The 20,123-nt window shown below is 67.0% G+C and carries 13 protein-coding genes, 2 tRNA genes and 1 pseudogene; 10 read left to right on the forward strand and 6 right to left on the reverse strand.

Annotated features, from left to right (window positions below; all coding sequences use genetic code 11):
* The first annotated feature begins 156 nt into the window (after positions 1–156).
* Positions 157–1,824, forward strand: coding sequence for a hypothetical protein (locus tag O3597_RS25605; protein WP_281604638.1), 1,668 nt, complete (start codon positions 157–159; stop codon positions 1,822–1,824).
* 14 nt (positions 1,825–1,838) lie between these two features.
* Here O3597_RS25605 and O3597_RS25610 read toward each other — a convergent pair whose 3' ends face one another.
* Complete coding sequence (locus O3597_RS25610) at positions 1,839–2,615, reverse strand: hypothetical protein (RefSeq protein WP_281604639.1); 777 nt, start codon at positions 2,613–2,615, stop codon at positions 1,839–1,841.
* A 296-nt stretch (positions 2,616–2,911) separates the two neighbouring features.
* Between O3597_RS25610 and O3597_RS25615 the strand changes: the two genes are divergently transcribed.
* Positions 2,912–4,426, forward strand: coding sequence for a peptide deformylase (locus tag O3597_RS25615; protein ID WP_164448871.1), 1,515 nt, complete (start codon positions 2,912–2,914; stop codon positions 4,424–4,426).
* 179 nt (positions 4,427–4,605) lie between these two features.
* Here the strand turns inward: O3597_RS25615 and O3597_RS25620 are convergent, their stop codons facing one another.
* Positions 4,606–5,727 carry a globin domain-containing protein gene (locus O3597_RS25620; RefSeq protein WP_281602612.1) on the reverse strand — a complete coding sequence of 374 codons (1,122 nt, stop codon included), beginning with the start codon at positions 5,725–5,727 and terminating at the stop codon, positions 4,606–4,608.
* Between the two features lie 155 nt (positions 5,728–5,882).
* Here O3597_RS25620 and O3597_RS25625 point away from each other — a divergent pair, with 155 nt between their 5' ends.
* Positions 5,883–6,653 (forward strand): type II CAAX endopeptidase family protein, encoded by a 771-nt coding sequence (locus O3597_RS25625; RefSeq protein WP_281602613.1) that lies wholly within the window; start codon positions 5,883–5,885, stop codon positions 6,651–6,653.
* Between the two features lie 90 nt (positions 6,654–6,743).
* On the opposite strand, the gene O3597_RS25630 is transcribed toward O3597_RS25625, so the two are convergent.
* The gene (locus tag O3597_RS25630) at positions 6,744–7,739 is read right to left on the reverse strand and encodes an EcsC family protein (protein ID WP_281602614.1); all 996 of its coding nucleotides are present in this window, start codon (positions 7,737–7,739) and stop codon (positions 6,744–6,746) included.
* 897 nt (positions 7,740–8,636) lie between these two features.
* Here O3597_RS25630 and O3597_RS25635 point away from each other — a divergent pair.
* From O3597_RS25635 to O3597_RS25650, 4 genes are all read left to right on the forward strand, one after another.
* Positions 8,637–8,727: transfer RNA gene (locus tag O3597_RS25635), tRNA-Ser, on the forward strand.
* Positions 8,728–8,762: 35 nt separating this feature from the next.
* Positions 8,763–8,835, forward strand: a tRNA-Arg gene (locus O3597_RS25640).
* A gap of 311 nt (positions 8,836–9,146) precedes the next feature.
* The gene (locus O3597_RS25645) at positions 9,147–10,640 is read left to right on the forward strand and encodes a helix-turn-helix transcriptional regulator (RefSeq protein ID WP_281602615.1); all 1,494 of its coding nucleotides are present in this window, start codon (positions 9,147–9,149) and stop codon (positions 10,638–10,640) included.
* Positions 10,637–11,530: a PfkB family carbohydrate kinase gene (locus O3597_RS25650; RefSeq protein ID WP_281602616.1), complete on the forward strand. Its 894-nt coding sequence runs from the start codon at positions 10,637–10,639 to the stop codon at positions 11,528–11,530. Before O3597_RS25645 ends, O3597_RS25650 begins: the two co-directional genes overlap by 4 nt.
* A 244-nt stretch (positions 11,531–11,774) precedes the next feature.
* Here the strand turns inward: O3597_RS25650 and O3597_RS25655 are convergent, their stop codons facing one another.
* A complete protein-coding gene (locus O3597_RS25655) occupies positions 11,775–12,125 on the reverse strand; it encodes an Lsr2 family protein (RefSeq protein WP_281602617.1) in 351 nt (116 codons plus the stop codon).
* 833 nt (positions 12,126–12,958) lie between these two features.
* Between O3597_RS25655 and O3597_RS25660 the strand changes: the two genes are divergently transcribed.
* On the forward strand, positions 12,959–13,312 hold the full coding sequence (locus tag O3597_RS25660) for a CU044_2847 family protein (protein ID WP_281602618.1): 354 nt from the start codon (positions 12,959–12,961) through the stop codon (positions 13,310–13,312).
* A gap of 2,839 nt (positions 13,313–16,151) precedes the next feature.
* A pseudogene (locus O3597_RS25665) lies at positions 16,152–18,335 on the forward strand (bifunctional (p)ppGpp synthetase/guanosine-3',5'-bis(diphosphate) 3'-pyrophosphohydrolase); the annotation flags it as partial.
* 35 nt (positions 18,336–18,370) lie between these two features.
* Here O3597_RS25665 and O3597_RS25670 read toward each other — a convergent pair.
* Positions 18,371–19,096, reverse strand: coding sequence for a hypothetical protein (locus tag O3597_RS25670; RefSeq protein WP_281602619.1), 726 nt, complete (start codon positions 19,094–19,096; stop codon positions 18,371–18,373).
* Positions 19,097–19,212: 116 nt separating this feature from the next.
* Between O3597_RS25670 and O3597_RS25675 the strand changes: the two genes are divergently transcribed.
* On the forward strand, positions 19,213–19,569 hold the full coding sequence (locus O3597_RS25675) for a hypothetical protein (protein ID WP_281602620.1): 357 nt from the start codon (positions 19,213–19,215) through the stop codon (positions 19,567–19,569).
* Between the two features lie 155 nt (positions 19,570–19,724).
* Here the strand turns inward: O3597_RS25675 and O3597_RS25680 are convergent, their stop codons facing one another.
* The gene (locus tag O3597_RS25680) at positions 19,725–20,075 is read right to left on the reverse strand and encodes a helix-turn-helix transcriptional regulator (protein WP_281602621.1); all 351 of its coding nucleotides are present in this window, start codon (positions 20,073–20,075) and stop codon (positions 19,725–19,727) included.
* Between the last annotated feature and the right edge of the window lie 48 nt (positions 20,076–20,123).

Below are 20,123 nucleotides of genomic sequence, written 5' to 3' on the forward strand. Positions count from 1 at the left end.
ACTACTCCCGATTCGGAGCGACGGGTGCCGCAGTCCGAGGCGGGAAGGGCGGTGCGCCGGCCGGAAGGACCGAGTGGCGGGGCGGGCTCGGGACGGTGGAGGGATGCCGCGGCGTTGGCGAGCTTCGCGGTGCTCGGCTTCTGGGTCACCGCACGGATGTGGCTGAATCCGAACGACGGCATTCGCGACAACCCAACCGATATGGCGCAATTCGAGTGGATGTTGGCGCACGGTGCCCGGGTCGTCACGGAATTCGCCTACCCATTCTCGTCTGACCGGATGAATGTGCCGGAATCGGTCAATCTGATGGCGAATACGTCAGTTCTGTCCGTTTCGTTGCCCATGACGCCGATAACCCTGCTGTTCGGCACCCGAACCGCGTTCCTGGTGTTCCTCACCCTCGGCCTGATCGCCACGGCCGCCGCCTGGTACTTCCTGCTCTCCCGCGTGGTGCTGCCCGGCGCACGCGGGCCGGCCTGGCTGGGTGCCACGTTCTGCGCGTACGCACCGGCCATGGTCTCCCACGCCAACGCGCATCCGAACATCGTGTCGCAGTACGTGGTGCCGCTGATCATCTGGCGTACCCTGCGGCTCGGTGACTCCGGACGCTGGCTGCGCAACGGCCTGCTCCTGGCCCTGGTGATCGTCTGGCAGGCGTTCCTGAACCTCGAGATCCTGCTGATGACCGCGATCGGCCTCGCCGTGGTGGTCGTGACGATGGTGATCGGCCGATCCGAGCTGCGGACCCGGGTCCGTCCGTTCGCCGCGGGCCTCGGGGTGGCCGCCGTCGTCTCCGCCGCGCTGCTGGCCTACCCGCTGTACGTGCAGTTCTTCGGTCCCGGCGCCTACCACGGGCTGCCCTGGGTGATCCGGGGCTACTCCACGGACCTGGCCTCGTTCTTCGCCTACTCCCGCGAGTCGCTGGCCGGTGACGCCCGCAGCGCCGCCGGACTGGCCAAGAACCCCACCGAGGAGAACGCCTTCTTCGGTTGGCCGCTGGTGATCCTCGTGACGGCACTCGTGTGGTGGCTGCGGCGCAACGTCGTCGTGATCGGCCTGGCCGCGCTCGGGCTGCTCTTCGCGGTGCTGTCGCTCGGCCGTGAGATCCGCTTCGACCGGCGCGGAACCGGCGTACCCGGGCCGTGGGCGCTGCTGGAGGAACTGCCGGTGCTGCACTCGGTGGTGCCGACCCGCTGGGCACTGGCCATCACCCCGATCGTCGGACTGATCCTGGCGTACGGCGCTGAGCGGGTCCGGGACCTGGCGTCCCGGCACCCGGACCGTCGGTCGCAGGTCCGGCTCGCCACGGTGACCGGGCTGGCGATGGCGTTGGTGCCGGTGCTGCCCACTCCGCTGCCGACGAAACGGCTCGAACCGGTCCCCGAGTTCGTCACCTCCGGTGCCTGGCGTCCCTACCTGGCCGGTGGGCGCAGCGTGGTGACGTTGCCGTTGCCCGACACCGAGTACGCCGAACCGCTGCGCTGGTCCGCCCGTACCCGGCAGGAGATGCCGATCGCCCGTGGCTACTTCCTCGGCCCGGACACCCGACCCGGCCGCAACCGGGTCGCCCTGTTCTCCGCACCTCCGCGCCCCACCAGCAGCTTCTTCGACACCATCCGACGCACCGGCGAGGTGCCGCCGATCACCGAGCGGACGCGTCGGGAGGCGGTGGAGGACCTGCGGTACTGGCGGGCCGGGGTGGTGATCCTCGGGCCGCACGAGCACGCCGACGCGCTGCGTACTGGAATGACCGAGCTGACCGGCATCGAGCCTGAGCACACCGGCGGCGTCTGGATCTGGGACGTGCGCCCGCTGACGGGGTGAGCGGCGGGACCAGCTCAGCTGCGGATGCAGCAGCCCTGGCAAACCTTCGGTTGGGGCAGGGTGAACGCCAGGCAGCAGGTGCGGCGCTGCACGACCGGCTCACCGTTCGGCCCGGGCACCAGCTCCACCAGATCGGCCAGATCGAGTGCGTCGAGCAGCGTGTCGATCGCCTCGACCGTGGAACCGGGCACGTTGTCGGCGGCCCGCAGCAGCCCGTGGGCGATGCCGGAGGCCACTGAGCCAAGCAGAGTACGGGCGCCGATCCGCACCTTGCCCTGGATCGCGGAGACCACGGGCGACAGGTGCCCGTCCAGGAGGGTGGCGCGCAGTGCGGCGAGCAGTTCCCGCTCGTCGGCCACCACCCGGACCTGGGGGAGCCCCGCGAGCGCCAGCGGATCGTTGGGCAGCACCGCGACCGGGATCGACTCGCGTAGTCCCACGGTCACCAGGGCGCGCCGGTCGGCGAAGTGGATCAGTGCCTCGGTGTGGTCGAGCAACGGCACCCGACGGGCGGCGGCCCAACCGAGCACCACCGGCAGCGCGGCCCAGTAGCTGTACGCCTTCCAGGCGAGCGCGGCGGAGGCGTGTGGGGTGCCACCCCAGAGCCGGACGGCCGAGTCGAGCAGTTCCGGCAGCCGGGCACCGGTGAGGGTGGTCGCTGGCGCCCAACCGGCCTCGTCGACGACCAACAGGCCCGGGGCCAGCCCGGGGAGGTCGTCGGTGCCGAACATGGCCCGCAGGGTCGCGGTGACCGGCGCCAGGGGTGCGGTGGCCGGGTCCTGGCGAGGCAGCACCGCTGTCACCTGATCCACCCCCCGTCACCCGAGCCACTCGAACCGAAGCGTCCATGAGCGTACTAAGGCTAGCCTAACCACACTTCTGGGCGCAGGGAAACCCGACGGTGGGATCGAGTGGGCGACGCGGGTCACGGGCACCGCTGGGGGCTACGCACGGTGGCGGCATGGAAACTGCGGGCAGTATCGGTAGGAAGCGCACATCAGTCAAGGTTCTTGTCGACTAGGTGCCAGATGAGTGTGCGGCCGGCGACTCAACGTGAAACTTGGTACTCCCGGCCACGAGGAAGCTGATGACGACCTCACCGCTCGATCGGGCTGCCGACTCCTTCGCCGCCGAACTTGCCCGGCACCGGACGGAACGGGGGCTGTCCAAGAAACAACTCGCCACCCTGATGGGCTTCGACCCCTCGTACGTCAGTCACGTCGAGGGACGCCGGCACCGCCCCACGGAGGACTTCGCCCGTCGCGCCGAGGCCGTGCTGGAGGCCAGTGGCGCGATCTGGCAGCGCTTCCGGGAGTACGACGACCTTCGCCACGCCCGCGGCGAACGTAACCATCGGGAAGCCAGCCTGCCCGGCCAGTGGATGCCGCCCGGCACCGGACTGATCGTCGAACGCGAGACGGCGGTCCTCACCCACACCGAGGATGCCTACCGCTGCGTCATCCGCCGTGAGCTGTACAACGCCGGTGTCGAGCCGGTCACCCGCTACCTGATCCGCGTCGCCGTGGACCGCTACCCGAGCGATCCGGGCCGCTCCAACCGTCACCACCGGGAACACCCGCTCAGCTTCGCCGAACTGCAACTGTCCGCCTGCCGCGAGGAGTTCGGCGAGCGGGAGACCATGCACTGGCGCGCCAAGCACGACCGGGACGCGTTCAAGGAGATCTGGCTGCTCTTCGAGAACGGCGAACGCCGCTTTCCGCTCTACCCCGGTCGCCGCGCCACCATCGAGTACGCGTACACCGTCGGGCAGGACAAGTGGGGGCCGTGGTTCCAGCGGGCGGTCCGCGTACCGACCCGACATCTCGCCGTACGCCTGGACCTGCCGGTCGCACTGGATCCGCAGGTCTGGGGCGCGGAAACCTCGCTCTCGGCGGAGGAGGGCCCGCTGCGGACGGCGGTGACCCGTCGCGACGAGGGCGAGCGTGCGATCTTCGACTGGGCGACCGACGAGCCGCCGCTGAATGCCCGGTACCGGTTGCAGTGGCGGTTCCGGGCCCAACCGGAGCCCGACGCGGACGGCGGGCGCGTCCGACCGTCGGACCGGATGCGCGGGCTCGGCATCGTGCAGCGCGGCGCCGACCTGCTGCGCCAGCCGGCCCGTCCGTTCGACCTGCCGCGCGAGGAACCGGTCGCCCGGGAGATCGTCGACCGGCTGATCACCGCACTGGCCCGGCTGGACGAACTGCACCCCTTCACCAAGGGAGTGGGCATCGCCGCCCCGCAGCTCGACCTCGACCGGGCCGCCGCGGTGGTCCGCCCGCCGGACCGCACCGCCGAGCCGGTGGTGCTGCTCAACCCCCGGGTGGTCGACGCGGCACCACACACCGACGAGCAGTACGAGGGGTGCCTCTCCTTCTTCGACCACCGCGGCCTGGTGCCACGACCGCTGCGGCTGGACGTCGAACACGCACAGTTCGACGGCGGTCGGATCATCACGTCCTTCGAGTTCGGCATGGCCCGGCTGGTCGCGCACGAGATCGACCACCTGGAAGGTCGGCTCTACGTCGACCGGATGGCACCCGGGGTGCCGCTGGTGCCGATCGAGGAGTACCGCGAATCCGGCCACCCGTGGCGCTACTGAACCCGGCGGGACGGCCCCGCTGACCCGTCTCAGGGGGGCGCGACCCCGCCCGCCCGGGTGGGAACGACGGCCGGACGGGCGAGGTGGCGCGGGGCGGTGCCGGTCCGCCCGATCGGGGGGACCGGGGCGCGTGCCCCAGGGGGCAGGGGCACGCGCCCCGGCTCGGGGGGAGCAAAGTTCTAGAGGTTGCCGAACGTGTCGTACCGGGTCCGCTGCGGCGGTACGTCGTCGGCGGCGAGCACCCGGAGCGTGGCACGCACCATCGGCGCCGAACCGGAGACGAAGCAGTCGTGCGTCGTCCACGGCCCGTACCGGGCCACCACGTCGGAGATCTCGCCCTGCTCGCCGTCGAAGTCCGGATCGCCGCTGCACGCCGGAGTCACCGAGAGCCACGGATGGGCCGCGACCAGATCCCGCAACCGGTCCAGACCGTACAGGTCCGTCTCGGTCCGGGCGCCGTAGAAGACGTGCACCCAGCGGGCCCGGTTGTAACTGGCCAACTCCTCCACCAGCGCCTTGATCGGAGCCAGTCCGACGCCACCGGCGACGCAGAGGATGTCCCGCTCGGACGAGCGGTCGACAGTCATCGATCCCATCGGCGCGGCCAACCGCAGCAGATCGCCCGGCCTGGTACGACGGACCAACGCGCCGGAGACCCAACCGGCGGCGTCGGCCGGCGTTCGGACGTGGAACTCCAGCACGTTGTCGTCGTTCGGTGCGTTGGCGATCGAGTACGTCCGCCACACCCGGGGGTGATGGCGGGGCACCTCCACGCTGACGTACTGACCCGCCTTCCAGGACAGCGGATGCTGTAGCGCCCGGCAGGTGAGGATGGCGGTGTCCGGGCCGTACCGCTCGTGGGTCAGCACCTCGGCGTGCCAGAACGGTGGGTCGTCGTCCGCCGCCGCCCCGGCGAGCATCTTCTCGGTGATGGCCGCGTACGCGTCCCGCCACGCCTGGTCGTACTCCAGGTTCCAGCCGTCACCGGCGACGCTGCGCAACGCGTCCAGCAGCGCCACGCCCATCGTGTCGTAGTGGGCCGCCTCGACGTGGTACTTGCGGTGGTCCCGGCCGAGCGCACGGAGGAACTCGTCGAAGCCCTCCGGGTCGTCCACCGTGTGGATCGCCGCGATGATCGCTTCGAGCAGTCGGTCGCCCTGGCCGGTCATCTGGACCGGGAAGAGCTTGCGCAGCTCCGGGTCGAGGAGGAAGAGCCGGGCGTAGAAGTGACCGCTCAGCCGGACCCGGTCCTCCTCGACCAGGGTCCAGCTCTCCTTCAGCAGCCGCGCGAAGTTGTCCACCGGGGGCGCTCCTTCTTCTGACGGCGGATCGGGCCCAGACAGAATCTCCACGGAGCGTGTATGAAGGTCGCACAGAATGTGCGATCGCATCATGAGGGTTGCTCGCCGGAGGGCGGGTGTCACCAGGAGCGTCGGCGGTCGGGCAGAGTGGACCGGTGACCGTTGAGCTCACCCGCCCGGTGTCCCGCCGGCTGCTCGGCACCGAGACGCTGCTGGTGCTCGGCCTCTCGCTCGGCCAGTCGGCCGTGTACGCCGCCGTGTCGATCATCGCGAAGTTGACCGCGGAAGGTGGCCTGTCGCGACAGACCGCCGCGCTGAACACCTCCGCGTCGGCCCGGCCCTATCTCGATCTGGCGTACCAACTGCTCGGCATCGTCTTCGCGTTGCTGCCGGTGCTGCTCGCCGTACACCTGCTGGCGCGGGATCCCGGCGACCCGGCGCGGATCCTCGGCCTGGACGCCGGACGGCCCGGGTCCGACCTGGCCCGGGGCGCCGGGCTGGCGGCGCTGATCGGGCTTCCCGGCCTGGCGCTGTTCTGGGCGGCGGCCCAGCTCGGCATCAACGCCACCCTGGTGCCGGCCGCCCTGCCCGACCTGTGGTGGACGGTGCCGGTGCTGATCCTCGCCGCGTTCCAGAACAGCATCCTGGAGGAGGTGATCGTGGTCGGCTACCTGATGACCCGACTGCGCCAGCTCCAGTGGCGGGTCGGCGCGATCATCGCCACGAGTGCGCTGCTGCGCGCCTCGTACCACCTCTACCAGGGCTTCGGGGCATTCATCGGCAACGCGGTGATGGGAGTGGTGTTCAGCCTCTTCTACCTGCGTACCCGTCGGGTCATGCCACTGATCGTGGCCCATGCCCTGCTGGACATCGTCGCCTTCCTCGGCTACGCCCTGCTCCCTCGCGACTGGTTCACCTGGCTCTGACCAGCCGCCCTTCCTGTCGTAGGTGATCAAGAGGTTCGCACCTGCCCGGTCGGCGCGTCATGACGCGAACCTCTTGGTCAACCGCCTCCGTCAGTGACCGGGGCGAGGCCGGCGGGCTGGGCGGTAGTGGGTGGTGGCGCGGTAGTGGGTGGTGGCGCGGTAGTGGGTGGTGGCTCGGGCGGCCAGGCGTTCGGCCACCGACGAGTTGCCGGCCGCCGCGGTCAACGCCGCCGTGCCCGGCAACAGCCGAGACGCCAGCCGCAGCGCCAGCCAACCACCCGCCTGCGCGGCCAGCGGGGCCGCCAGTCGCCAGGCCGCCTCGACCGCCCGAAGTCCAAGCTCCTCCTCCGGCCCCTGCGCCGCCCGCGCCGCCGCCACCGACGACTTCGCGCTCGTCAGGTCGGGGTGCACCTGGGTCAGGGTGAGCAGTTCCGCCGCCCGGTCCGGATGCGCCGGATCATGTCCGTACGCCGCCGCCAGGTGCAGCACCAGGTTCGCCTGCGACCAGAGCACCACGGCCAGTTCGACCACCGGCGCGAAGACCCCGGTGAGCGCGGCGGTCGCCCCACCGACTCCGGCCTGCCGGACGAAGCGGCGGGTGGCCAGCCGCGCCAACCCGTCCGCATCCGCCCCCGGGTACAACTCCCGCAGCCGCCGGCCCCACTCGGCCGCGCCGGGTCCGAGGGCCTCCACCGCGGTCAGCGCCAGCAGCTCCGGGGCGAAGCCCGGGTGGTCGAGCACTCGCGCGACGATCACCCGCAGCTCCGATTCCGGCGTACGCTCCGAGATGCCGCGCCCGGTGCCGACGTCGAGCGGCGCGGCCCCGACCGCCGCGCTGGTGGTCGTTCCGCTGGTGGGCGTGTCGCCGGTGACCGGCGCGCCGGTGGCTGTCTCGCTGGTGGGCGTGTCGTCGGTGACCGGTCCGCCGGTGGCCGTCCGACGGGCTGCCTTCTTCGTGGCTTTCCGGGCCGCCTTGACCGGTGCCTTCCCCGTGGTCGCCGCCGGAGCCGCCTCGCCTGGGGCGGCAGCCGCGCCGGTTGCCGCTCGCCGCGTGGCCTTCCTCGCCCTCTGCGCGACGCTCGTCACCCCGCTGGTCGGCTCAGGTTCCGTGGCGTCGCCCGACCCTGCCCTTCTTCGCGTCGCAGCCTGCCCTGCCGGCGCCCCTCCAGCCTCGGTCGCTGCCGAACCCGTCGTTTCGCTGCCCGTCTGCTTCGAAGCCGCCTTCCCGGTGTCGACGGGGCCGGTGTCGGTGGTCCGGGAGACCGTGCCGCTGTCGTCGCTCCTCTCGTTGCCCGTCTTCGCGGTCTCGACGGCTCGGGCGTCGGGCGACGGGGCTTCGGAGCCGGTAGAACCGCCCTGCGTTGGCAGCGCTCCGCCCGGGGCCGCCTTCCGGCGGGTGGGTCGGACATCAGCCGGAGCCTTGTCCGCTTTGGCGGCGTCGACACCCGCTGCCGCCGGCTGGCCGGCCCGACCACGGCGACGCGACGCAGGTGCCGCCGTCGCATCGCCGCTCTTCCCGGTGTCCGGCGACGCCGTACGCCCACTCGGGTCGACCACCCCGGAGCCGCTGGTGAAAGGCGGGACCGGAGCGGCCGGAGGCGCGGAGGCGTTCGCCCCGGACCGGGGTGGCAGCGGTTGCTCCGGCACCGGTGGTGGCTGGAAAAGCACGCTCGGTGCCGCCTTCGACCGCCGAGGACGGGACCCGGCAGGATCCTCCTGATCCTCGGGCGGGGGCGGTGCCGGCGGCGTCGGAGGTGGCGTGAAGGTCGCCTTCGGGGAGCGTCGACGGGCTCCCTCAGCAGGCTCACGGCGGTTGTGCTCGCTGGGCGGCTGCTCCTGCATGTCGATGGAGCGTAGTCCTGATCACACCAATGCACAGCGGGAGCGGTCCCGGAGACCTGGGCGCAGCCTGTTCCGGTAGTCGCTTTGCTCCCGGCCGGGCGGGGCCTGTATCCTCGGGCCCGGTGGTCTGCGGGCCACCTGGGAGACTTCGCCTAGTCTGGTCTATGGCGCCGCACTGCTAATGCGGTTGGGGTCTTAAAGCCCCTCCCGGGTTCGAATCCCGGAGTCTCCGCGCGAAGGCCGGGTGTGTAGACTGGCCGAGCACCGGCGCCCGTAGCTCAACGGATAGAGCATCTGACTACGGATCAGAAGGTTAGGGGTTCGAGTCCCTTCGGGCGCGCAAGATCAAAAGGGGTCTGACCTGCCGGAACGGCAGTCGGACCCCTTACTTGTTTCGGCCCTTGTGGTCGGTTGGTTGCTCGGATGTTGCTCGTGCGACGAGCATCCCTTGGCTCCTGGTAGGTCCCGCCGGGTTCTGACCAGTCCGAGCCCGTTTCGGTCTCCGGCCTGCGGCTTTTCGGGTGTCGGAAAGGGTGGAGCGAGAGGTCTTTGCGTGCCGCTGGCTGGTTACGCTGGTGGTCCGTTACGGTGACGTCGCTTTGCGTCGATGGGTTGTCGTTGCCGTACTGGGCTGTGGGAGGGGCGGGCTTCATGATCGACCCGCAGCGGATAGCTGAGGCGAAACGCGCACTGGGTTCGAGGCTTGCCGCACGTCGCCACGCTCGGGGGCTGACGCAGCTGGAGTTGGCTCGGCGAGTGCCGGTTTCCCGAACCACGATCGCGGGGGTGGAGAGCGGACGGCAATGCCCGGACCGGGTCTTCTGGCAGCGCTGTGAAGCGGCCCTGGGAGCTGGTGGAGAGCTGCTGGCTGGCTATGACGAGTACCGAGGCCTCAGGCAGCAGCTTGATCACGAGAAGGCCGAAGCGGCACAACGTGCCCGGTGGGGTGAAGTTGAGGCTCGGCCGCCTTCGGCTGGGGTTGCTGAGGTGTCGATGGTCGCGGCAGGCAGGCCGCTGCGCGAGACGGCAACCGAAGGTTCGGCGGTGCGTGTTCCGAGCGGCCTGCCAGCGGCACCGTCTGAGGTCGCCGATGTCGTGGTGGCCGGCGAGGAGGACTGGCGCGATGGCGACGCGGTTACGCTTGCGATCGTGTCCGACGGGCAGGCGAAGTCATGGCGGGTAAGTCGACGGGCCGTGCTAGAACTCGCCGCCGGCCTCGCCACACTGCCAGCGATGACCGCATCTGGCATGCGGGCGGTGGACCCGGCCGTCGTGGAGCACTTCGCCGAACTCCGCGCGCTGCTGGTGCAGGCAGACGACCGGCTCGGTGGTCTGACTATCCTGTCGACCGTTGAGCAGCAGATCGCGCTGATAGCCGCCCTGCGCCGGCAGGCACGGGGGTCACTTCGTGACCGTCTTCTCAGCACGGAGGCACGCTGGAGCGAGTTCGCGGGCTGGCTCAGCGATGATCTCGGGGACCGGGCCGCCGGCGACCGCTGGTTGGACCGTGCGGGAAGCATGGCGCAGGAAGCCGAGGACCAGGAGTTCTCGGCGTACGTGCTGGCCCGCAAGGCGCAGCGGATGATGGGAACCGGCGACGAGGACCGCGTCGTTGGGCTGGCCCGCGCGGCATCCCGCCTGCCGGACGTGCCTGCGCTCGTGCAGGCCTTCGCCGCCGTACAGGAGGGACACGGCAGCGCAATCGAGCAAAAGGCTTCCACCTTCCAGGCCGCGATCGAGCGCGCCCACAAGCTCGTGGCAGCCGCCTCGCCGGCGGCCGGGGATACCAGCGCGCTTGGCTCCTTCTGTACCCGGCCATACCTGGCTGCGCAGGAAGGCGAGGGATGGCTGCGTCTCAATCAACCGTGGCGGGCCGTCGACAGCTTCACCGCCGCGGTCAACGAGTGGCCAGACCGCTACCGCCGTGAACGTGGCGTATACCTTTCCCGCATCGCACACGCGTACCTGGCAGCCTCGCAGCCTGACCAAGCCGCCACGGTCGCTGCTGAAGCGTTGTCCGTGGCGACCACGACCGGCTCGGCTCGGGTCCGCCGCAACGTCACCACCCTGGCCCGGCACCTCGAGCCCTTCTCCCGCCAGCCGGACGTGCGTCAATTCCTCGACCAGCTGGCCACCACCGGATGAAGGATCAACCACCTGGGCAGACCCGCCGGCCGCAGCCGCCGCCCCAGGTCGCCTTTATTGGCCGCGCCAACATCGACATCACCGTTCGGGTCCCTCAACGGCCCGTTGCCGGCCGGACGATGTTCGCCTCGGCCCCCGCCATGACCACGGCTGGAGGCAAGAGCCTCAACCAGGCCCTCGCCGCCCGCAAGGCCGGTGTCTACACCAGCCTGATCAGCGCCGCCGGTGACGACCCGTGGGGCACCTTTCTGCACCGAGCCCTCACCGACGCGGCCGTCGACGTCTCCTTCTTCCAGCTCGTACCCGCCGCGTCGACCGGTGTCGCGATTATCGAAGTCACCCCCGACGGAGAGAACTACATCGTCCTCGCCCGCCACCCGGAAACCGAACTCACCGGCGAACACGTGCACCGTGGACTCCAGCAGTTACAGGCACCGATCGTGGTGACCCAACTCGATCTACAGCCGGGCGCCGTCGATGCCGTCTTCCGGCATCACCGCGCCCAGACGCTCGTCGGCAACCTCGTGCCCCATCCCACGCTCGGGCCGACCGCGCTGGCCCCGCTCGACCTGTTCGTATCGAACGAGGCCGAAGCCGCAGCGATCCTGGGCCGCCACCACACTGATCCCTCAGCCGCCGCCGAAGAACTGCGCAAACTCGGACCACGAGCAGCCGTGGTAACCGCTGGCGCTCGCGGTGCGGGGTACAGCAGCCCGGATCACATCGCGCTCATACCCGCGCAACACGTAGACGCCATCAACACCAGCGGAGCGGGCGATGCCTTCCTCGGCACCCTCGCCGCGCAACTCGCACGCCAGGTACCACTACCGCACGCGGTCACCGAGGGCGTTGCCGCCGCGACAGCCTTCGTGCGGATCGAAGGGCGTTAGTCGCCTGCCCGGCGCGTAAAGACGGCGTCCCTGGCGCACGTGACGGTGGTAGTGCCTGGCGTTAGGTCACCGACAGAGGCTGACTCGCGCGTCGCCCAGGCCCGCCATGCAGGCGGAAACGAGCGACATAGCGGCAGATCAAACGGTGCCTCAGAAGCAAAGGCAATCCCGTTCCTCCGTCGAGCCGAGGCAGGTCTCCTCCATCGCTCGCATACGGCAAGCTGCAACGGATTCCGCGAGCCGGTCAGCGGCCCGCCTTCGCGTGGTACTCATCCACGATCTCCTGCGGAATCCGGCCCCGGTCCGAGATATCCTTACCCGCCTTCTTGGCCCACGTCCGGATAGCCTTGTTCTGCTCGCGGTCGGCGCTGGCAGAACCTTGACCACGAGCGGCACGACCACCCACGACCACGCCGCCCCGACCAACCTTCGTGCCATGGGCAACGTACGGAGCGAACACCTCACGCAACTTCGCCGCGTTGTCGTCCGAGAGGTCGATCTCGTACTGAACACCATCGAGAGCGAACTTGACGGTCTCGTGTGCGTCGCCGCCATCCAAGTCATCGACCAGCTTATGAATAATCTGCTTCGCCACTTCTGTTACATTCCTCTCGAACAAACCGTCCTACACAAGTTCGAGCACAATAACCTGTACTGTGCTTGCTACGTCAACAAGATCCACCTGCGATCTCGTGTCACCTCACCATCCAGTTGTCGCCATCGGCGCGGTACGTTCCGTGGACCGGTATGTGTTTGGAGGCAGATCGACCACGAGTGGTTGCCCGGCTCCAACCCTGTTCCAGGCCACGCTGAATCGAACATCACGACCGACCGTCCAACTGCCAGCGGACATCTTCGTCCGGATCCGACTCGACCCCGTCGCGATACTGCTCGGCGTGCGGCGTTCACCAGCTCGTCTTCTCGTACCCCGCAGCCCACCGTGGAGACAGCCGGTCCGAGGGAAGGTACACCGTCTGCGCTGGCTCGTCGCCCAGAACGGGCGCCCGACAGCGGCCACCAAACCGATGTATCCGTCGGCCGCACATGCCCGGCGTAGTCACCCCAGCTCTCCGCCGGTCCACCCGTGCTACTCGCAGCGGTCCACAGCGGCAGCGCCGATCGCGGAGCGACGAGCAGCGGCCACCAACCGAGAAACCACGGGTGCAGCCCTCGTGCCAATCCTGCCGCACCGCGGCGGCGACAGACGATTGCCCAAGCGAACGTGACGCCTGCGAGGGCTTCCCACGATGAACTTTGTCCCGAAGAGCTCACAGCCCTCTGAACTGGACCGGATCGGCCCCAACGTGACGTCCCAAGCTGCAGCCGCCCCGGTCTACTTTGACCCAGCGACGGCGCTGGGGGTCGTGCGCCTTGCGCACCTCCGCTACTCTTCGCGCGTGTTGCATCACGACTGGCGAGGGGTGCGGTGTGAATGAGGAGACCGGAAGTGCCGGGGTTTCGTCTGTGGTGCCGCTGCACATCGATGGGCACCTGATCTATCTAGCCGGCGCAGTCCTAGATGCACAACAAGGCAGCGACGAGGTTGAGGTTGCGTCCCGACCGCTTGATCTTGACGAGGCGCTTTCGGCATTGGCGGCCTTTGCGGTAAAAGTCGGGGATCGCCTTAAGCAGGCCGATGTCAGCCGATTGGCTATCGAGTTCTCCTGCGAGTTCGCCGTTGAGTCTGGCAAGTTAGTGGCAGTGCTGGGCAAAGCATCGACCAAGTCTGGTGTCAAGGTTGGCCTTGAGTGGGACAGAACCAGGCATGAGCAGCCATGCTGAATCTGGCTGGGAGGGCTATCTCCGGACAGCCGTTGTGGCCGTCGAAGCTCCTGCGGCGAGGGGGACGCGACCAGTCTTAGGGACCGGATTCGTAATCGCGCCGGGTTTAGTAGCAACATGTGCTCATGTGGTTGGCGAACAGGATCAGCCGCTTCCTGAGACTGTCAGCGCAAGAGCAGTAGACGCCAAGGTTCAGCTCGTTCTTGAAGTATCGACCGAACGGTGCTTCCGCACATCTGCTGGATTAGACTTGGCTTTGCTGCAGGTGCGCGAAACCTCCATTCCAAAGGATCTCCCTTCGGTGCTCACGAGTGGTGTGGTATCTGTGGGTGATTCACTATGGACCTACGGTCACCCGGCTGGCATGTTTCGCGCGGGTCAATCGGCCAATCTCGTTTACGAGGGTGAGTCGCGGCGCAGCGAGGTCGACTCGTTGCGACTTCTGCGTGGGCAGGGTACCTGGCTGCCTGAGGGTTTCAGCGGAAGCCCAGTCGTTAACCAACGCACTGGTGCAGTCTGTGGCATGATTTGCACCTCGGCCAGAACGGGTAGTACTCACATGTTGCCCATCGACGAGATCGTGCGTCGTTGCGAGCCGGCACAAGTCACGCTAATAACAGCGCCTGCCACTCATCGTCGCTGGCTCGATTCACTCACGGATGAGCAGATCGGTGCAGGTGAGTGGCGCTTTCCCGGCCGGCAAGTTCGTGCCTATCTTGCGCTCGCCTCCCGCACAGCCGCCGCGCACCCGTATAACCTACTGTCGGGAGCCGTAACTCCTCCGCTGTCTACTGTCTATGTTCGACAGGCTGCTCGGCGACGCGAGGCAGGCATTTCTGAAGTTGAATTGACGCAAGGGCATCCGGCAAGCATCGTATTTGATGGCGAAAAGGATGCAGTAATTGTCGGCGGCGCTGGTGCAGGAAAATCCAGCTTATTTCAGATCGCCATAACGGATATTGTCGATCGTTGGCGTGATGGCGAAAGTGCCAATGTCCCTGTCCGAGTGCAAGCAGCCGACATACTCGCTACTGGCCGTCTAGGTGAAGCGATCGCCCGAAGCGTACGTGCTGAACTCAACTTGCTGGTTGCCGGCCTTTGGTCTGCTGAATTCTTTGAGCGGCCACCTTTCTTTGGTGGCCGCTGGTTGGTCTTGGTTGACGGCCTTGATGAAATTATGGACACTCGCAAGCGGCAACGAGTGTTTAGGATGATCGAGAGCTACCGCAGCGGCCCTGGCTGCGTCCACCGATTCATCTTGGCCACCCGTCCAGGAGCAGTGGAAGGAATTGCTGGGCCGGAATGGGAACCTTTCCACTACGAGCTTCTTGCCTTCGATGACGAACAACGCCGCCAGCTTGTTAATGGCTGGTTTATCCAGTTGAAAGTCGCTAGACCTAGCGATACGGCAACAGATTTCATAAAGGAGCTCACGAATCTTGGCTTGGACGAGTTAGGGCGAAACCCGCTCATGGCCACCATGCTCTGTCAGCTCTTCATCGCCAGTCCTGACCGTCGCCTTCCGCCAGGAAGATCGCGGATTTTTCAAGAGTTCGTTCAACTTCTGCGTGAACGTCAGCACAGCGACGCCGAAGGTGGTGTTCGCCAGCAATTGCGCCACGCACTACGCCGCTATGGGGCGGGTGCCGAGCAAGCCGGAGAAAGGCTCATCGCCGAGGGTGAAAACCTTATCGGGCGTCTAGCGGCTGACCGTCTAGACGGGGATACCGCCTCGGCAGTGGACAAGCTTGACGACTGGACCCGTGAGCTACGTGGCGCAAGCGTTCCGCAGGCGGTCTGGCGAAGCTTGCTTGTTGACTACCTTCGCGGCAGCGGGGTCCTGCTCGCCTGGGGTGACGACTTTATGTTCCTGCATCAGACTGTTCAGGAGTATCTGGCTGCGCAGTTCATTCCTCGTGATACGGCCCGTGCTGATGCCGTCTTTTGGGATCTCTTCAACAGGTCGGCCGGTGGCAAAGCGCTGGCTCCAGTTGCGTGGCGACAGTCCCTTGCCCGGTTTCTCGTCGCCGCGTGGGAAGAGTCGCGGGCGATGGCGAGGGCTCTGGACTCTCTCGCCTCTACTGGTGGCTTGAGCGGGGCCTTGTTTGTAGCGGCGGTTATCGATGACGTCTGCTACGTTGCCCCCGAGACCGTCGCTGCCGCGGTCCACACCCTGTCCGTCACCGCGCGAGATGCTCGAACGTCTACGAAAAGTCGCCATCTAGCCGTCGTTACCTGCCTTCGTCTCGACCGGCAGGTAGGCCTAAACCTTGCCGCAGAACTCGTTATCGATGAGCGGCAGGACCCCGTGCTGCGAACTCCGCTCCTGCGAACTATGGCATCGATGGCAGGGGCCGCTGACAACCTGTCGAAGGTTGACGACGATGGGGTAACCATCGCCGGTGACCAGTGGATCATGCGGCAGATTCTTCGACTCGAGGGCGTCGATGCAGCTGCCATCCTGTCGGCAATCGCTCGCCACCGCCCGCCGCGTAAGCCCCACCCTCAAGACGCGGGATCCGAACAGCGGCAGCGAGTATGGGCCGCCGACGCCCTTGCGCGATCAGGAAATACCTTGGGGCTGCAACTTCTCGTCGACCTCGCCACTGATCGACGACTTGACGCAGCCGAACGGCGTGCAGCGGCATCGGCTCTGCACGCCACCGGCGACGGCCGGGGTGCAACTTTACTGCGCAGGCTTGCCTTTGATGAATCTGTGAAGGGCGCGGAACGTCAACTGGCGGCTCGCACTCTGCGAACCACCCCGGGGACGAGATCGCCTGTCCGCCGCGTTGTCAACGGGCTCGGCTTGGGTAAGGTTTTGAACATCGCGCCCACGGTCAGCGTGGTCCTCGAACCCCTTGTTGCCTGCCACCGCCATCATTACCCGCGAGCAGATGCGCGCATCTTACAGCAGGCATTCGACGCCGCGGCTTGGTGGCATTCCGGCCAGTATCGAAAGTCTGGCGACCCGTATATCACCAGCCCGTTGGCGGTGGCGACGATCCTGGCGAATTTGGGTATGGACACCGGAACGCTTGCCGGCGCGCTACTGAGCGGTACGACAGACGGCAGCGGCTTCGACGTTCACCAGATTCGCGAGGAGTTTGGCGGTGAGGTGGCAAGCTTAGTCGACGGAGTACGGAAGCTCGACCGTCTCCCTTCCGCTGATGACGATTTCGCCACCGTACGGAGGGTGGTCGGAACTATCGCACGAGACCCGCGCATCTTGGTGATCAAGCTCGCTCGGCGCCTCCATAATCTCCGTACGCTTACTTTCGAGGTCCGGAGCGAGCAGGAACGAGTTGCTCGCGAAACGCTGCAGCTTTGGACGCCCCTCGCACACCGCGTCGGCATGAACACGATGCGATGGGAGTTAGAGGATCTGGCGTTCGGGACGTTGTTCCCGAAGCGGTTTGAGGAGATCAACAGGCTGATTGGGGAGCACCAGCCGCAGCGGGAGGCGTTGCTGCGGCAGGTGACCCAGAAGGTGCAGACCGACCTGAAGGCCGCGAACATCAAGGCGGAGACCACCGGGCGGCCGAAGCACCTGTACTCGATCTATCAGAAGATGATCGTGCGGGGGCGGGAGTTCAACGACATCTACGACCTGGTGGGTGTGCGGATCCTTGTCGACACGGTGCGGGACTGCTACGCGGCGCTGGGGGTGATCCACGCGAACTGGCAGCCGGTGCCGGGCCGGTTCAAGGACTACATCGCCATGCCCAAGTTCAACATGTACCAGTCGCTGCACACCACGGTGATCGGGCCGACCGGCAAGCCGGTGGAGATGCAGATCCGCACGTACGCGATGCACCGTACGGCGGAGTTCGGCATCGCGGCGCACTGGAAGTACAAGGAGCACAAGGGCACCCAGATCGTCGGCCCGCCGGCGCACATCGACGAGATGACCTGGCTGCGGCAGCTGCTGGACTGGCAGCGGGAGGCAGCGCACCCGAGCGAGTTCCTGGACGCGTTGCGCTTCGACCTGTCCAGCCAGGAGGTGTACGTCTTCACCCCGAAGGGCGACGTGATCCCGTTGCCGACGGGTTCGACGCCGGTGGACTTCGCGTACGCGGCGCACACCGAGGTGGGGCACAAGTGCATCGGGGCGCGGGTCAACGGCAAGCTGGTGCCCCTCGAATCGACGCTGTCCAACGGCGACGTGATCGAGATCTTCACCTCGAAGTCCGACACGGCCGGCCCCACGCAGGACTGGCTCGGCTTCGTCAAGAGCCCCCGGGCCCGGACGAAGATCCGGCAGTACTTCAACAAGGAGCGCCGCGAGGAGGCGATCGAGGAGGGCAAGGACGCGATCGTCAAGGCGATGCGCAAGCAGGGCATGCCGTTGCAGCGGATGCTCACCTCCGACAACCTGATGGCCATCGCCCGGGACCTGCACCTGCCCGACGTGGCGTCGCTGTACGCCGCGGTCGGCGACAGCCAGGTCTCCGCCCAGTCGGTGGTGCAAAAGCTGATGGCCTCCTACGGCGGCGAGGAGGGCGCCGCCGAGGACATCGCCGAGACCGCCGTGGCCACCCGCCCGCCGCGCGGAGCCTCCAACCAAGAACCCGGAGTAGTGGCCCACGGCGTCAGCGATAGGTGGGTGAAGCTGGCCCGCTGCTGCACCCCGGTCCCGCCGGACTCGGTCTTCGGTTTCCTAACCCGTTCGGGCGGGGTGAGTGTGCACCGCAGTGACTGCGCTAACGCTGCCCGGCTGCGCAGTCACAGCGAGCGGCTAGTAGAAGTGGAATGGAAGCCCGGCTCCACCTCTTCATTCCTGGTCGCCATCCAAGTGGAGGCGCTCGACCGGCACAAGCTGCTCGCGGACGTCACCCGGGTGCTCTCGAACGAGCGGGTCAACATCCTCTCCGCCACCGTCACCACGACCTCCAACCGAGTGGCGGTGAGCCGGTTCAGCTTCGAGATCGCCGACCCGAAACATCTGGCTCACCTACTTGCCCGAGTGCGCAGGGTCGACGGGGTCTTCGACGCCTACCGGATGACGGGGCTTGCCCCCTGACCTTGGATGTGGGGTAGTTGGGATGCGCCATCATCTTATCCGGCGAATCTAGTAACGGCCTCCTTAATCATTTCTTGCGCTCGACGAATGGCTGTTTGTGCCTCCGCTGCAGAAACTTCAGCCTTCTGGAGCATGGAGTACGCGTCCTGGAGCGTCTTTGAGGGTAGTCCATTAAGGTGCGGATGAAGCTGCGCGGAAATTTTCTGTAACTCGTCCACAAGATCTGCGGCGTGCCGCAGCGGCAGACCTTCCTCGGCTAGTTGGAACAGCCGGGCAGTGGATTCTCCAAGAGACACTGCGCCTCCGAAATTGTGTTGTTTGGTACGCGCCGGGTGTTGGGCTGGCTTTCGCTTGCCGACGCGCCGCTCGAACTCACGAGCTGGTACGACTTCGGCTCCGATGACGCTCTTGACCTCTTCTGCCAGTCGCGCGAGTTCCTGTTGCAGATGATCGGTGCGAGCGGAGGTGGCGGATATTTCCCTAGTCAAACGCGTTAGCTGAATCTCGAACGCTTTGTCCCGGTCCATATTTCGCCGAAGCGCCCTGGCTAGCCTAATAATGTTTTTTGGATCGTTCGGGTCCTCATCTGCTTGATTCAGGGCGGCAAGGTCACCGTGATCCTTGCTGAGTCGTCCTTTGATAAGCCCGACGAGGTTGGCTAGCTGGCCCCAGGTTGCTTGCCCTGCCGCTGCCGCAAACGCCTCACCGCCCTTGTATGCAATCAGCGCCATGGCAGCAATCGCAACGGATATGGGATCCATACCACCTCCTCAGGCAGCCTGGTACCGGCGTTCCGGAGCCTGCCAAAGAACTCACCACCCACCTTCCCGGTTGGTCCCGTCCCGGCAGCGAAGTTCCGCTTCACGGTAAGCCCTCGATGCTCGGCGCCGATGTTTGGGTGGGCCGCTGCTGTAAGGACGGTCGGTGGCTGTCGAACACGACAAGCGGTCACAGTCGTTCACCCACCGCAACAACGCCGGAGGCAGAGCTCCTCGAGCCGGCGACCCAGGAGTCCCCGCCGGGGACGATCAAGAAGACCTTTGATCTCCTCAGGGGCCAAGTGGCGGGGTTGGTTGATGTCGCAATGGACTACCGAAAGCTCTTCGCGGACGTGCATCGTCGCCCGGTGATGTTCACGCTGGACGGCTCGTTCCACGACTTCACGGTCTTTATCCGGGGCTGCAACGCCGGCAACGACTGGCAGCTTGGTGGATTCCATCAGCGCGTTGTCTAGGGCGTCACCGACACTGCCGATCGAGGCGTCGATACGGGCGTCGAGCAGGTGGGGGGTGAACCGGAACGATCCGTGCTGCGCCGCTGCATGTTGACGCCGGTCGCGTCGACGCGATGATCGGCGCGTGCCTGTTCGCCCCCTGGTAGGAGTTCAGGTCAGGGTTCATCGGCCATATTTCCCCCGTCCATCACCGTCTCCCAGCGTGCTCGGCGTGCCGCCTCGGCCTTTTCGGCGCGGTGTATGGTCGCGAGCTGGCGGTAGGCGTCATAGGCGGCGATGAGTTCGCCTTGGGCGTCGGGGAGTGACTCACATTGCCGCCAGAAGACCCGGTCCACCACCTGATGGCCGCGCTCGACCATCGCCACGGTGCTGCGACTGCTGCGGACCTGCCGTGCGAGATCACTCTGGATGAGTTGGCGTGCCTTACGCCAGGTGGCGAGCTTGCGGCCGAGATCTTGCCGCGCTTCCTGGAGCTGCTGGCGGTCGATCATGAGCTGCCTACCCATCTGGAGACTGTCGCCCCGGGCGCGGCGGCAGTGTTCGACGCACGGCAA

Source organism: Verrucosispora sp. WMMA2044 (genome assembly GCF_027497155.1).
Classification (GTDB): Bacteria; Actinomycetota; Actinomycetes; order Mycobacteriales; family Micromonosporaceae; genus Micromonospora; species Micromonospora palythoicola.